A 14,313-nucleotide genomic window follows, 5' to 3' on the forward strand; every position below is an offset into this window, starting at 1 on the left:
TCATTATTTTTACAAAAAAATAAAACTATGGCTCAATTTCAGACGTTAACAATTTCGGACATAACACGTCAAACAGACCAATGTGTTACATTAACTTTTGACGTACCAGCAAATTTAAAAGCAGATTATGCTTTTAAAGCAGGGCAATATATTACACTAAAAACAAACATAAAAGACCAAGAAGTTAGACGTGACTATTCACTTTGCTCTTCTCCGTCAAGCGGAAAACTGACCGTTGCTGTAAAAGCAGTACCAAACGGAACCTTTAGCACTTACGCTAATAGTAGTTTAAAAATTGGAGATACTTTAGAGGTTGCAAAACCACAAGGACGATTTGTTTTTGAACCTATTGCAACAGAAAAAAGAACCATTGCTGCTTTTGCTGCAGGTAGTGGTATTACACCTATATTAAGTATTGCAAAAACCGTTTTAGATCAAGAACCTAATAGTCATTTTGTATTAGTATATGGTAATAAAACACTAAAAGACACTATCTTTTTACAAGATTTACTGAATTTACAACACCAATACAAAGACCGATTTGATATTCAGTTTTTATACAGTCAGTCTCAAGAAAACAATGCTTTATTTGGTCGTATCGAAAAAAGCACAGTAAACTTAATTGTCAAAAACAAATACAAACATGTAACAATAGACGCTTTTTACCTTTGTGGACCAGAAGGCATGATTAATACTGTAAAAGATGTTTTAGCAGAAAATAATATAGAAGACACAAAAATTAACTTCGAGTTATTTACTGCTGCAACAGTACCAACAGATAAAAACACAGAAGTTGTTACTGAAGGAAACACAGCTATTACAGTTACTGTTGATGATGAAACCCAAACCTTTACCATGTCACAAAAGCAAACCATTTTAGAGGCTGCTTTAAAGGAGGACTTAGATGCACCATACTCTTGTCAAGGTGGTGTTTGTAGTAGTTGTATTGCTAGAGTTACAGATGGTAAAGCTTTGATGAGACAAAACAATATTTTAACAGATGCAGAAGTAGCTGAAGGATTAATACTAACCTGTCAGGCTCATCCTACAACACCAACAATTATTGTAGATTACGACGATGTTTAAACCTAAAAAATACACTTGGTCGTGTTTTTAAAGCAATTCACCGAAAGCACTTTTAAACTCACCTAATTAAAACAAAACTACTAAGCGTAAGATTTATCTTTGACAAAGATTATAACACTAAAATTTGTTAGTTTAAGGGATAATATTAATTTTATGTTAGTAGTTAAAATCATCAAGCCTCAATTAAGTTGAGGCTTTTTTTATGCTTAATAATTACTATTGCTAAATTATTACTGTATTTAAATATAAAACATCAAGTAAAAATTAGTTAATCGATAAAAAAAGCTTTTTATCGAATCTTTTGATTCAACAAACTAAAAAAAATAAAACAGCAAACCTAAGCTCTACCTTTGTAACAGATTATAACACTAGAATTTGTTAGTTTAAGGGATAATATTAATTTTATATTAGTCGTCTATAATCAAAAGCCTTAATATTAATTAGGGCTTTTTTTATGTTTTTAATACAGCTAATACTCGGTTTACAACCTGATCAGACTGTATTGTACCAGCAACATTTTTATAGTCTTCAGGATATTTATTACCATAAATAGACGTTGGTAATTTAGGATACAAGGTTTTATCTGGAATCAAATTATTTATTTCCGGTTGGTTAAAAGCACCAAAACCAGCATAAGGATGCGTAACACCCCAAATAGTAACCACTTTTACACCAAGCATTGCTGCTAAATGTGCATTACCAGAATCCATACTAACCATAACATCTAAATTAGATATTAAATCTAATTCTTGATTTAAGTTGTACTGACCTGCAATATTAAAAACCTTATTATTAATTACTAATGTATTTAATTGCTTTTGATCTGCTTTACCACCAAATAAAAACACAACATGATCTTGGCTTAGACCTTTAACAACCTCCTTCATTTTATCTAAAGGATAGCTTTTTGAGGCATATTGTGCAAAAGGAGCAATACCAATCCATTGTTTTGTATTTTGATTAGCAACCAAATTTAAAACAGCTTGAGGTATAGGTTGTTTTTTAGAAAAAGTTGGACGACTTAAATCCAAAGTAAAACCTAAGGCTTTAAACACATCTGCATAACGTTGATGAGTTGTTTTTAAAGGCTTAAAATATTGACCATTGACTAATTCCTTTTTTTGATTTCGACCTTTATTTATTTGTTTAAATGTTTTTCCAAAGAAAAAAACTTTTAAAATCTTAGTTCTTAAAACATTGTGTAAATCTGCAACAACATCTATATCAAGTGTTTTTAATTGTTTAGATAGTTTGTATAAACCTAAAACACCTTTGTGTTTCTTTTTTAAGTCTATAGCAAACACTTCAACGTTATTAAGATCTCTAAAAAAAGGAGCAAAAAAAGGTCTGGTTAAAACCGTTAATTTAACGTCAGGAAAACGCTGTGTAAATGCACGTAAAACAGGTACAGTCATAGCAACGTCTCCCATTGCAGAGAGACGTATTACTAAAATATGCTTTGGTGTTTTTGACATTTAAAAGCCTTATAACAGCACAAAAGACTGTGCTTATTTTTGGTTTCTTAACACTGGGTTAAGCTCATCGTCATTATACATTTTCATTTGCTTGTACACTTTCATGTACTTATCACCTTTTTCAATATCTGACAATAATGTATCAATTGCTGTACTTAAGTCTACACGTTGTTCTAGTAAAATATCTAATTTAGTTTGGCAAGCTGCTTTATGTGCAGCAGTAGCATCAGCACGCGTAGCTTCTTCTTCCATATGATACACTTTTAATGCTAAAATAGATAACCTGTCAATTCCCCAAGCAGGACTTTCAGTATTTATAGTTGCATCACTTTTAGGAGTAACCTCCTTATATTTTTCTAAAAAATAGCTATCAATATACTCCACCATATCTGTTCTATCTTGGTTAGAAGCATCAATTTGGCGTTTTAAAGTTAATGCTGCAACAGGATCTATTTGTGGATCACGTATAATGTCCTCATAATGCCACTGTACTGTATCTATCCAACATTTACGGTACAATAAATGCTCTAATAAATTAGTACTTTTATCATACTTATTAGTAAACGGTTGATCTACTGTATTTGTAATATGGTACGTTGCAATAACGTCTTGAAATATTTTATTTGCTATATCTGTAAACATCTTGTAATTATTAAGTCTGTAAAATTACATAAATTAAACCGAATTTTAGTTAGTGGACGTTTTGGCTTTTTAAATAATACATTAACTTTACTATTTAAAAGACAAAACACCTATGCAAATTCATAATTTATCTAAAGAAAACTCTGTTTTAAATCAATTTATTGCTGAAATTAGAGACGTTTCCGTCCAAACAGACAGTATGCGTTTTAGACGAAATATTGAACGTATTGGTGAAATTTTAGGTTATGAAATTAGTAAAACACTAGATTTTGAAACTAAAACCATTACAACACCATTGGCTACTATTGAAGCTACTGTACCTAAAAACGATGTCGTTTTATGTTCTATACTAAGAGCTGGAGTGCCTTTACACAATGGATTATTAAATTATTTTGACCAGTCTGAAAATGCTTTTATTAGTGCTTACAGACACCATAAAGATAATCCTGAATCTTTTGAAATTGTAGTAGAATATCTAGCATGTCCTGACTTAACAGGAAAAACATTAATCCTTGCAGATCCAATGCTAGCCACAGGACAATCTTTAGTCGCTACATTTAAAGCTTTAGAACCTTTTGGAACACCAAAAAGCATACATATTGCAGCAGTTATAGGAGCTGAAGCTGGAGTAGATTTTTTAGAAAACAACTTACCTAAAGACACCACTTTGTGGATTGCTGCTTTAGACAAAACTTTAAACAGTAAAGGCTATATTGTTCCTGGTTTAGGTGATGCTGGTGATTTAGCTTTTGGCGAAAAACTACAACATTAATAGTACAAAAGGAATAATAACCAATAAACCTAAGTAAATTTCTTTAAACCATTTTTCTGTAATGGTCTCTATATAATTTGTTATGATCACTGCTAAAGGCGCGAACAAAAATAGTAGTTCGCTTCCGTTTTTTTGAGGAGCTAAAACTGCTAATGCTGAAGCAAACATACAGGTAAAAAACAAGATTTTATAAGAAGGTCTGTAGCTACGTTTTTTCTTTTTAATATCATTTAAATAAAACACAGAAGACCAAATCCCAAAAGACAACAACATGGTTATGGCTACTATAAATTGTAAAGAATTATAGCTGCTAAAATCTAAATTTGATTCTGGATTAATATTTAAAGCACTTAAAAAATTGTTATTCATTAATATGGAATAACAAATAGCTAAAATAATTATTGCCAATAAGCCAATAAAAGGAACAAAATAAGATTTAACTGCGTTTACCGAAAACAACAATAAGGCTATAAATATTAGTGGAAAAAACAATATTGCCCAAAAATAAAAGAGACTAGCTAAGCCTATTAAAAAAGCTGAATCAAATATTTTTTTAACGACCTGTTTTTGCGATCCTATACTAATTAAGCGTCTTAAAGCTAAAAGCACAAAAAAATTAGAAACTACTATATTAAATCTTATAAAAACCTGAGGAACAGCTAAAACAAACAAACCGAATAACAAAATCTCATAGTTGTTTTGCTGTGACAATAAGTTTTTTAACACTATAAAACTAAGTATTAAAACTGACAAAAACAGTAATAAAAACTCTGGGATTTTAACCCAAATAGACAAGTCTGGATTAACTGCATTTGGGTATTTAATGTGTAAAACAACAAAAGCAATTAGTGTAATACTAAAAACAATTAAAAAATTAATTGGTTTGGATTTGCTAAAAATAGTTGTAATCATTAACTCTTTTTGTATTTTTGTACTATAAATATACTATTCTATAATTATGAAAGATTTTTTTGAAGCTATAGCAAGCCTTTTTGTTGATGTATTATTTGCTCCTTTTGATATGCTTAAAGCATTAGAATTAGAAAACTGGTGGGCAGCAAACTTTATGTCTTGGATTTTTATCATTATTGGTTTTGTAGCTTTTGTATACTGGATTATTCAGTTAAAAGGTTACGCTGCAAATAACGACGACGACAAAAGCATTAGCTCTCACTCTTACTTATAACAGTTATAGGTCAAAACCTATATCGTTTCTATAATTCATCTTATCAAAATGTAGTTTTTCTATACTTTGGTAAGATTTTTTTATGGCCTCTTGGTACGTTTCACCATAACTAGTTACAGCCATAACACGACCTCCTGAAGTTACAATCTGATTGTCTTTTTGTTGTGCTCCTGCATGAAATACAATCGAGTCTTCAATAGCATCAACACCTGTAATAACTTTACCTTTTTGGTAAGCTTCAGGATAACCGCCAGATACCAACATAATAGTTGTCGCTGCTCTAGGATCTACCTTAATATCTATTTGATCTAAAGTTTGGTTTGCAACCGCTTCAAAGACCTCAACTAAATCATTTTTAAGTCTTGGTAATACAACTTCTGTTTCAGGATCACCTAAACGTACGTTATACTCGATAACCTTAGGCTCATCTCCTACTTTAATTAAACCAATAAAGACAAACCCTTTGTAAGGTAAATCATCTTTTTGCAAACCAGCAATCGTTGGTTTAACCACTTGCTCTTCTACTTTATCTAAAAAGGCTTGATTAGCAAAAGGAACTGGAGACACTGCTCCCATTCCGCCTGTATTTAAACCTGTATCACCTTCACCAATACGTTTGTAATCTTTTGCAGTTGGTAAAATTTTATAGTTTTTACCATCAGTAAGTACAAAACAACTTAACTCGATTCCGTCTAAAAATTCTTCAATAACCACTTTAGTACTAGCGTCTCCAAACTTAGCATCTACAAGCATGCTTTTTAATTCGGCTTTAGCCTGATCTAAATCTTCTAAAATAACCACACCTTTTCCTGCTGCCAAACCATCTGCTTTAAGAACAAATGGAGGATTTAAGGTTTCTAAAAAGGCATAACCATCTTCAACTGTATCTGCATTAAAACTTTGGTAAGCTGCTGTTGGAATATTGTGTTTATATAAAAATTGCTTAGCAAACTCTTTACTACCTTCAAGTGTTGCTGCTGCTTTTTGAGGCCCAATAACTGCCACGTTTTTAAGCGCATCGTCGGCTAAGAAAAAATCATGAACACCTTGCACTAAAGGATCTTCAGGACCTACAACTACCATTGTAATGTTATTGTTTAAAACCACTTCTTTTATGGCATTAAAATCTGTAACACTAATTGGTACGTTTTTAGCTATTTGTGCAGTTCCTGAGTTACCAGGTGCTACAAAAAGCGAATTACATTTTGGGCTTTGATTAAGCTTCCATGCAATTGTGTGTTCTCTTCCTCCTGATCCTAAAATTAAAATATTCATTGTGTAAAAATGTTGTGTCGTTGTTGTTTTGACAAAAATAATTATTTAAAAGAATTTGATTGACTTTAAATCCAATAGTTTTTTATTTCTTTATTTTACAAAAAATTTAATAGTATTGAAACGATTTGAATGGTCTTTAAGGTTAAAGGGATTTCCTGTAAAAGAAGCTAAAAAAACTCAAGCAATAATTGATGAGTTTGATACTACAGATTATGGCAATTACTTAAGTAAACAACTACAATCCATTGTTGCGTTTCATTTAAAACACACCCCTTTTTACAGTACTTTATGTCAAGATATTAACACGTCTAATTGGGCAGAAATACCTGTAATTACTAAAGGCAATTTACAGCAACCTTTAGCAAACCGCTTGTCTGATAAGTACACTATAAAAACGGTACACAAACACAAAACATCAGGCTCATCAGGTACACCTTTTGAGTTTGCTAAAGATAACTTTGCGCATGCTATGACTTGGGTTACTTTTATGCAACGTTACAGCTGGTTTAATATAGATTTAAACACATTTAAACAAGCACGATTTTACGGAATACCATTAGATACCAAAAGTTACTACAAAGAACGTTTAAAAGACTGGTTGGGTAACCGTTATCGTTTTTCGGTATTTGATTTAAGCGATGTTGCTTTAAACAAAATATTACAAAAATTTAAACGTACTAAATTTGATTATATCAACGGTTACACTAGTGCAATTGTACAATTTGCTAAATTTTTAGAACGAAAAAACATTATTTTAAAAGAGGTTTGTCCAACCTTGAAGGTTTGTATCGTAACTTCTGAAATGTTATTTGATGATGATAAAAAACTCCTTGAAAAACAGTTTAATATCACTGTGGTTAACGAGTATGGTGCTGCCGAATTAGGTTTGATTGCTTTTCAAGACCAACAAGACCAATGGTTAGTTAACAGTAACCATTTATATGTTGAAATTTTAGATGACAACAATCAACCTGTACCTTATGGTACAACAGGAAAAATTGTAATTACAGATTTATATAACAGAGCACATCCTTTTATAAGATATGAACTTGGTGACTTAGGGAGCCTATCCGACAAAAGCACATTACAACATCCAATTTTAGAGTCTTTAACTGGACGAACTAGTGATTTTATTTCGCTTCCAAGCGGAAAAATTGCAGCAGGACTAACCTTTTACTATGTGACTAAAACCGTTATTGATAAAGAGGCAAATGTTAAAGAATTTATAGTTGAACAAACTGAAATTGACACCTTTAAAATAGATTATGTTGCTAACGAAGCTTTAAACTCATCACAGCAAAAAGCAGTACAAACAGCTGTTGACAAATACCTTGAACCTAATTTAAACTTAGTTTTTGAACATAAAGCCATTTTAGAACGTGAAATTAGTGGTAAACTGAAACAGTTTAGGTCTGAGTTGTAGCAACAATTAACTTTGATTTTATAAAAAACTGTTCCCAAACAAAAAGGCACATATAGTAGATAGATTTTACGTATGAAAAGCCTAAACCCTTTTTATAAACTAAAAAATTATATTTAAGTAATCGGATTTTATTTGAAGAGATAGAATTGGATCTTACACGATAATATGCTAAAGGTTTTGAGATACCCAAAGCTGGTTTACCGGACTTTTTAATAGCAGACAACCACAACAACCAATCTTGACGTTTACGTAAGTTAGGTGACGTTATTTTACCTAAAGTAGCAACATTATACATTCCTGTTAAGTTACCAATGTAATTGGTTTTTAAATATTTATTATAACTTAACTTTGGTAAAGCTTTTACAAGCTTGTTTAACGGGTTACCGTTTTCATCAATCTGATAATAACTAGTATAACTTACGTCACAGTTATGTTGTTGCATAAAATCAACTTGAAATTCTAGCTTATTACTTATCCATAAATCATCTGCATCTAAAAAAGCAATAAATTTACCGTTAGCTTGGAGGATTGCCTTATTACGAGAAATTGCTGCTCCAAAATTAACTTGATTTTTTAAGAGATACATATTGGAATATTGCTTTGTATACTCTTCTACTATCTGCAAAGTAGCATCTGTTGAACAGTCATCAACCAAAATTAACTCCCAATTGGTATAAGTTTGATTTAGAATACTATTAATGGTTTGAACTATAAATTTTTCTGAATTGTAAAGCGGAGTAATTATAGAGACTAAAGGTTTCATTGTGAGTAAATATTAATACGCTTCTTTTTGACCTTTAAATACATTAATCAGGGTTTGTAGTATGATTTTTAAATCTAAAACAATTGACCAATTTTCGATATAAAAATTATCATACTTAATACGGTTAATAATGTCTTCATCATTTTTAATTTCTCCTCTGTAACCCTTTATTTGAGCTAAACCCGTTACGCCTGGTTTTACATTATGCCTAAAAATAAAATTTAGTTTATCTATTTTTTTAGAATAGTCATCTGTGTAAGATAGCATATGTGGTCTTGGTCCAACAACACTCATATCTCCTTTTAAGACGTTATAAAACTGAGGAAACTCATCCAAACTTGTTTTACGTAAAAACTTACCAATTTTTGTTACCCTATTGTCATTTTGAGTAATATAGGTCCCTTGTATTTCTTTATTTGTTTTTAAAGATCTAAACTTAAAACAGGTAAACTCTTTATAATTTATACCATTACGTTTATGCTTGTAAAACAATGGGCCTCTAGATTCTAATTTAATTAAAATAAATAACACTGGTGTTAACCAAGATAATATTAGCACTAATATTAATAAAGAAAACAGGACATCAAACATACGCTTAATAGTCTTATTAACTGCATTATTTAATGCAACTTCTGGCATTGATAATACAGGTAGGTAATTATAATAATCTGTTTTAAGTCGTTTGGTCAACAACTTATTGGTTTTAGGAATAAACTTTATATTACAGTGGTTAACCTCAGCATATTTAACATAATCATTAACCTGCTTTTCAGTTAACTCATCAATTGCGCAGTATATCTCATCTATACCTGAACTTTGTTTTAAAAAATTAAAACTATCCTCTATAAATCCGTTAATCTTTTTATTATCACTATCGGCAAACACACCAACTATTTGATAGCCTAATTCTTTACGATTACTAAATAGTTGTCTAAGCTCTTGTGCTCCTGGACCGTTACCCACAATTACTACACGTCTAACATTACCTTTTAACTGTAGTCTATAAGTTTTCAGGGCATAAAAACTAACTAATTTAAGAGTTGATATTAGTAAAAAACTATATAGTAAAAACTGTAAGGTTTGAAATACAGGAACATCTACACTTTTAAAAATACCAAAAAAGGCAAATACAGTAGTACTAAAAACGACAAACTGCTTGATTATTGATGATATAATATTTACAATTGATGTATACCTATATACTTTATAAAACTTAAGAAATGATGTTGTAATTAGCCATAATATTACTGAATAAATAATAAATAGTAAATACTTATTTTTTAAAGCTGAAGCTGAAAAAAATGCAAGATTAGATTTGTTAAAATTAAAAAAATAAAAAGCAAAAACATTGATAGTTAAACAGTCAAAGACAATAAGTATTGGCCTTAAAAGCCAAGAGTACCTACCACGTTTATACTCCATAATTTATTTATTATAATTTGAAAAGTCTTTATGTTCGCTTTTGTGAAGCTCTGCTTGAGTTAAACTTTTAAAGTAATCAAAGGTCTTTTTCATACCTTCCAATCTATTTACTTTAGGCTCCCAATTTAATACATTTTTAGCTAGTGTAATGTCTGGTTGTCTCTGCATTGGATCATCTACAGGTAAATCTTTATAAATTACTTTTTGTGTGGTACCTGTAAGTTTAATAATTTCTTCTGCAAAGTCCTTAATTGTTATCTCGTGTGGATTACCAATATTAACTGGATTTGAGTAATCGCTTAATAATAAACGGTAAATACCTTCGACTTGATCGGTAACATAGCAAAATGACCTTGTTTGCATACCATCTCCAAAAACTGTTAAATCTTCGCCTCTTAACGCTTGACCCATAAAGGCTGGAATAACACGACCGTCATTAAGTCTCATCCTTGGTCCATAAGTATTAAAAATTCTAACAATACGCGTTTCAAGTCCATGAAATCTATGGTAAGCCATGGTTATAGATTCTTGAAAGCGTTTAGCCTCATCATACACACCTCTTGGTCCTATAGTATTGACGTTACCGTAATAATCTTCGGTTTGTGGATGCACTAAAGGATCTCCATACACCTCTGAAGTTGAAGCAATTAACAACCTTGCTTGTTTCGCTTTTGCTAAGCCTAATAAGTTATGCGTACCCAAACTCCCTACTTTTAAAGTCTGAATTGGAATTTTTAAATAATCTATAGGACTTGCTGGAGAAGCAAAATGAAGGATATAATCTAAGTCTCCTTCAATATTTATATAATTTGTAACGTCATGTTGAATGAATAAAAAGTTTGAATTAGAGGATAAATGTGCAATGTTTTTTTGGTCTCCTGTTATAAAGTTATCCATACCAATAACAAAATAACCTTCGTTTAAAAAGCGATCACATAAATGAGATCCTAAAAAACCTGCTGCTCCAGTAATTAAAACTCTTTTTTGATTCATTTACCTTCCTATTGATATGTAATTAAATCCTTCGTTAATAACATCTTTAACGTCATATAGGTTACGTCCATCAAAAATAGTTGGACTAGCCATTTCATTTTTAATTTTATTAAAATCAGGTGTTCTAAAAATACTCCATTCGGTAGATATAACTAATGCATCAGCATTTTTTAAAGCGTCATACATACTACTTGCGAACTTAATTTTATCACCTAATTTACGTTTTACATTTGGCATAGCTTCAGGGTCAAAAGCTGTAATATTACAACCTGCCTCTAATAAAGCATCAATCATGTATAACGAAGGTGCTTCACGTATATCGTCTGTTTCTGGTTTAAAGGCTAATCCCCAAATTGCAATGTTTTTTCCTTTAAGATCATTATTAAAATGATTTTCTATTTTAGGAATCAACACTAGTTTTTGTCTTGCATTAACATTAATGACAGCATCTAAAATTTTGAAGTTATAATTATTGTCTAGTCCAGATTTATGAAGTGCTTTTACGTCCTTTGGGAAGCAAGAACCACCATAACCTATACCTGGAAATAAAAAGCGCTTACCAATCCTTGAATCGGTCCCCATACCTATTCTAACCTTATCTACGTCTGCTCCAACTTTTTCACAAAAGTTAGCAATCTCATTCATAAATGTGATTTTGGCTGCTAAAAACGAATTGGATGCATATTTTGTAAGTTCGGCAGATTTTTCGTCCATTATAATTATGGGATTGCCAGACCTTACATAAGGCTTATAAAGTTTTTCCATCAATTTAGTGGCACGTTCACTACTGGAACCTACAACTATTCTTTCTGGTTTTAAAAAATCATCTACAGCAAAACCTTCTCTTAAAAATTCTGGATTTGAGACAACATCAAAATCTACTTTAGCATGTTTAGCTATGGCCTCTTTTACTTTATCTGAAGTCCCTACAGGAACTGTACTTTTATCGACTATAACCTTATAGTCTTTAATAAGTTTACCTATATCATCAGCGACTCCTAAAATATATTTTAGGTCAGCTGATCCATCTTCATCTTCTGGTGTAGGTAATGCTAAGAAGATAATATCACCATGTTCTAAACCTTCTTCTAAGCTTGTAGAAAATTTTAATCGGTTAGCTTTTATATTTCTTTCAAATAAGACATCCAAATGAGGTTCGTAAATAGGAACCTCACCTGCTTGCATTTGTTTAACTTTATTTTGATCTATATCGATACAAAGTACTTCATTACCTGTTTCGGCTAGACATGTACCTGTTACTAGTCCAACGTAACCTGTACCTACTACTGCTATTTTCATTTAAATTATACTATTTTCTTATCAAAAACCTCAAAATCTGAATTCATGCTTAAAAACTCTGGCACAATTTCTTTCATTTTTTTGACCATTATATTTTTGTCTTCTTCCTTTGCTAAAAGTAATAGTTCTTGAATATCCTTATTTATTTGGAGATGCGAACAATTTTCTACTTTAGCAATCATTATTTTATCATTATAGGTTGGTAGTGTTGTAGATTTGTCACTTAATAATTCCTCGTATAATTTTTCTCCAGGCCTTAAACCAACAACTTTTATATCTATTTCTTTGTAGGGTGTAAATCCAGCGAGTCTAATAATTTTTTTAGCAAGGTCAATAATTTTAACAGCTTTACCCATATCAAATATGAATATTTCTCCTCCATTACCCATTGCACCAGCTTCTAATACTAATTGACAAGCTTCTGGTATTGTCATAAAATACCTAATAATATCTGGATGAGTAATTGTAAGTGGACCACCTTCTTCTATTTGTCTTTTAAATAGAGGGACAACAGATCCATTGCTTCCTAATACATTTCCAAATCTTGTGGTAACAAATTGAGTTTTATTTTTTGTGTCTAAAATAGCCTTATTTTGTAAAGCCTGTACATATATTTCAGCAATACGCTTAGAAGCTCCCATCACATTACTTGGATTTACAGCTTTATCTGTTGATACCATTACAAATTTTTCAACCTTAAATTTATAAGATAAATCAGCAACATTTTTAGACCCTAAAATATTGGCAAAAATAGCCTCTGAAGGATGCCTTTCCATTAATGGAACATGTTTATAAGCTGCTGCATGATATACTACTTGCGGTTTATATTTTTTAAATATATCTTCCAATACTTCAACTTTTCTAACATCTGCTATTATGGCTTCATAATTTAAATCTGGAAAATTCTGTTTAATTTCTAATTGAATGTTATAAAGTGGAGATTCTGCCTGGTCAAGAATCAATAACTTACTAGGTTTATAGCTTGCTACTTGTCTTACAATCTCGCTACCAATAGATCCTGCACCTCCAGTAACTAAAATACACTTATTAAAAATTTCTTTAGCAACTAATTTGTTATCTAGTTTTATAGGATCTCTTTCTAGAATATCTTCAATCTGAATTTTTTGTATCTGATTAGAAAGATTGGTTGTTGTTTCAATATCTGATATTAAAGGTGCTCTAAAAACTTTATAATTATGCTCTAGGCAGCTATCTACAATCTTAATATTTTCTTCTTTAGTAAGCGTTCCATCAGCAATAATTAAAGCCTGAGCATTAAATATTCTTAATAGAACAGCTGTTTTACGTTTTAAAAATATTATTGGTAAACCTAATATCTCTTTACTTTTATTTTTACCTTCTTTATCAATAAAACCTAGAACTTTGTACCTAGAAGGCTTTTCAGATCTTAAAGCGCTTGCTATTGCTATAGCATTTTCATCTGTCCCATAAATTAAAACATTTAAGTTTGCTTCAGATTCACTGTAACGTTGATAAACCTCAAATACTTGCTTAACCATAATTCTGAATAAAAATAATCCACAAAATGATACAATTGAATAAATAAATAATTGAGGAATAGAGAATAATTCATCACCTAAAATTAACAAATAACCATAATAAATGGAGATAGCTGCTAAAATTGTAGCTGTAGTAGCTAAAAAAAACTTAGCTGCATCGATAAAAGTAGAATGTCTTATTAAGCCAGCATAAGTCCTAAACAGTATGAAAAATAAAATATTTAATAAAACAATAATTAACTCTTCATTTGAAAAACCTAAACTAAAAAAAGCTGCTTTTTGTATTTTACTAACTATAATTTTAGTAAAAAACAATGACATAATTAAAATAATACTATCAAAACAAAGTATTGCCCATCTAGGTAAATAATTTACGTTTTTAAAATCTATTTTTTTCTTAGTAGATTTTAATACTTGAATTAAAGCTTGTTTTAATTGTTTTAACATTTATGATTTT

General features: G+C 30.6%; 13 protein-coding genes. 4 read left to right on the plus strand and 9 right to left on the minus strand.

Annotated features, from left to right (window positions below; genetic code table 11):
* Positions 1 to 27 precede the first annotated feature (27 nt).
* Positions 28 to 1,086: a ferredoxin--NADP reductase gene (locus tag ITB9_RS10995; RefSeq protein ID WP_054852296.1), complete on the plus strand. Its 1,059-nt coding sequence runs from the start codon at positions 28 to 30 to the stop codon at positions 1,084 to 1,086.
* A gap of 452 nt (positions 1,087 to 1,538) precedes the next feature.
* Here ITB9_RS10995 and ITB9_RS11000 read toward each other — a convergent pair whose 3' ends face one another.
* Positions 1,539 to 2,561 carry a glycosyltransferase family 9 protein gene (locus ITB9_RS11000; protein ID WP_261975626.1) on the minus strand — a complete coding sequence of 341 codons (1,023 nt, stop codon included), beginning with the start codon at positions 2,559 to 2,561 and terminating at the stop codon, positions 1,539 to 1,541.
* A 33-nt stretch (positions 2,562 to 2,594) separates the two neighbouring features.
* Positions 2,595 to 3,203 carry a DUF4254 domain-containing protein gene (locus ITB9_RS11005; RefSeq protein WP_028288809.1) on the minus strand — a complete coding sequence of 203 codons (609 nt, stop codon included), beginning with the start codon at positions 3,201 to 3,203 and terminating at the stop codon, positions 2,595 to 2,597.
* 112 nt (positions 3,204 to 3,315) lie between these two features.
* Between ITB9_RS11005 and upp the strand changes: the two genes are divergently transcribed.
* The gene (gene upp / locus ITB9_RS11010) at positions 3,316 to 3,975 is read left to right on the plus strand and encodes a uracil phosphoribosyltransferase (protein WP_054852259.1); all 660 of its coding nucleotides are present in this window, start codon (positions 3,316 to 3,318) and stop codon (positions 3,973 to 3,975) included.
* Here the strand turns inward: upp and ITB9_RS11015 are convergent.
* Complete coding sequence (locus ITB9_RS11015; RefSeq protein WP_054852260.1) at positions 3,964 to 4,887, minus strand: DUF6427 family protein; 924 nt, start codon at positions 4,885 to 4,887, stop codon at positions 3,964 to 3,966. The two genes, upp and ITB9_RS11015, sit on opposite strands and share 12 nt — an antisense overlap.
* 46 nt (positions 4,888 to 4,933) lie before the next feature.
* Here ITB9_RS11015 and ITB9_RS11020 point away from each other — a divergent pair, with 46 nt between their 5' ends.
* Positions 4,934 to 5,161 (plus strand): hypothetical protein, encoded by a 228-nt coding sequence (locus ITB9_RS11020; protein ID WP_054852261.1) that lies wholly within the window; start codon positions 4,934 to 4,936, stop codon positions 5,159 to 5,161.
* A 3-nt stretch (positions 5,162 to 5,164) separates the two neighbouring features.
* Here ITB9_RS11020 and purD read toward each other — a convergent pair whose 3' ends face one another.
* Positions 5,165 to 6,436, minus strand: coding sequence for a phosphoribosylamine--glycine ligase (purD, locus tag ITB9_RS11025; protein ID WP_054852262.1), 1,272 nt, complete (start codon positions 6,434 to 6,436; stop codon positions 5,165 to 5,167).
* A gap of 115 nt (positions 6,437 to 6,551) precedes the next feature.
* Between purD and ITB9_RS11030 the strand changes: the two genes are divergently transcribed.
* Complete coding sequence (locus ITB9_RS11030; protein ID WP_054852298.1) at positions 6,552 to 7,859, plus strand: phenylacetate--CoA ligase family protein; 1,308 nt, start codon at positions 6,552 to 6,554, stop codon at positions 7,857 to 7,859.
* On the opposite strand, the gene ITB9_RS11035 is transcribed toward ITB9_RS11030, so the two are convergent.
* Genes ITB9_RS11035 through ITB9_RS11055 form a run of 5 tightly spaced genes read right to left on the minus strand, consistent with a single transcriptional unit; the run spans position 7,843 to position 14,303 of the window.
* Entirely contained in the window at positions 7,843 to 8,622 is a 780-nt protein-coding gene (locus tag ITB9_RS11035; RefSeq protein WP_054852263.1) for a glycosyltransferase family 2 protein, read from the minus strand. The two genes, ITB9_RS11030 and ITB9_RS11035, sit on opposite strands and share 17 nt — an antisense overlap.
* A gap of 12 nt (positions 8,623 to 8,634) precedes the next feature.
* A complete protein-coding gene (locus ITB9_RS11040) occupies positions 8,635 to 10,044 on the minus strand; it encodes an exopolysaccharide biosynthesis polyprenyl glycosylphosphotransferase (protein WP_054852264.1) in 1,410 nt (469 codons plus the stop codon).
* 3 nt (positions 10,045 to 10,047) lie between these two features.
* On the minus strand, positions 10,048 to 11,037 hold the full coding sequence (locus ITB9_RS11045) for a UDP-glucuronic acid decarboxylase family protein (protein WP_054852265.1): 990 nt from the start codon (positions 11,035 to 11,037) through the stop codon (positions 10,048 to 10,050).
* Positions 11,038 to 12,336, minus strand: a complete 1,299-nt coding sequence (locus ITB9_RS11050) for a UDP-glucose/GDP-mannose dehydrogenase family protein (RefSeq protein WP_054852266.1) — start codon at positions 12,334 to 12,336, stop codon at positions 11,038 to 11,040.
* A 5-nt stretch (positions 12,337 to 12,341) separates the two neighbouring features.
* Complete coding sequence (locus ITB9_RS11055; protein WP_054852267.1) at positions 12,342 to 14,303, minus strand: nucleoside-diphosphate sugar epimerase/dehydratase; 1,962 nt, start codon at positions 14,301 to 14,303, stop codon at positions 12,342 to 12,344.
* Positions 14,304 to 14,313 lie beyond the last annotated feature (10 nt).

Source organism: Olleya sp. ITB9, from assembly GCF_001315805.1.
GTDB lineage: Bacteria > Bacteroidota > Bacteroidia > Flavobacteriales > Flavobacteriaceae > Olleya > Olleya sediminilitoris.

Bases quoted from the DNA above. Each gene is read 5' to 3' on its own strand.
- ITB9_RS10995 (WP_054852296.1), top strand. From the start codon at position 28: ATGGCTCAATTTCAGACGTTAACAATTTCGGACATAACACGTCAAACA.
- ITB9_RS11000 (WP_261975626.1), bottom strand. From the start codon at position 2,561: ATGTCAAAAACACCAAAGCATATTTTAGTAATACGTCTCTCTGCAATG.
- ITB9_RS11005 (WP_028288809.1), bottom strand. From the start codon at position 3,203: ATGTTTACAGATATAGCAAATAAAATATTTCAAGACGTTATTGCAACG.
- upp (WP_054852259.1), top strand. From the start codon at position 3,316: ATGCAAATTCATAATTTATCTAAAGAAAACTCTGTTTTAAATCAATTT.
- ITB9_RS11015 (WP_054852260.1), bottom strand. From the start codon at position 4,887: ATGATTACAACTATTTTTAGCAAATCCAAACCAATTAATTTTTTAATT.
- ITB9_RS11020 (WP_054852261.1), top strand. From the start codon at position 4,934: ATGAAAGATTTTTTTGAAGCTATAGCAAGCCTTTTTGTTGATGTATTA.
- purD (WP_054852262.1), bottom strand. From the start codon at position 6,436: ATGAATATTTTAATTTTAGGATCAGGAGGAAGAGAACACACAATTGCA.
- ITB9_RS11035 (WP_054852263.1), bottom strand. From the start codon at position 8,622: ATGAAACCTTTAGTCTCTATAATTACTCCGCTTTACAATTCAGAAAAA.
- ITB9_RS11040 (WP_054852264.1), bottom strand. From the start codon at position 10,044: ATGGAGTATAAACGTGGTAGGTACTCTTGGCTTTTAAGGCCAATACTT.
- ITB9_RS11045 (WP_054852265.1), bottom strand. From the start codon at position 11,037: ATGAATCAAAAAAGAGTTTTAATTACTGGAGCAGCAGGTTTTTTAGGA.
- ITB9_RS11050 (WP_054852266.1), bottom strand. From the start codon at position 12,336: ATGAAAATAGCAGTAGTAGGTACAGGTTACGTTGGACTAGTAACAGGT.
- ITB9_RS11055 (WP_054852267.1), bottom strand. From the start codon at position 14,303: ATGTTAAAACAATTAAAACAAGCTTTAATTCAAGTATTAAAATCTACT.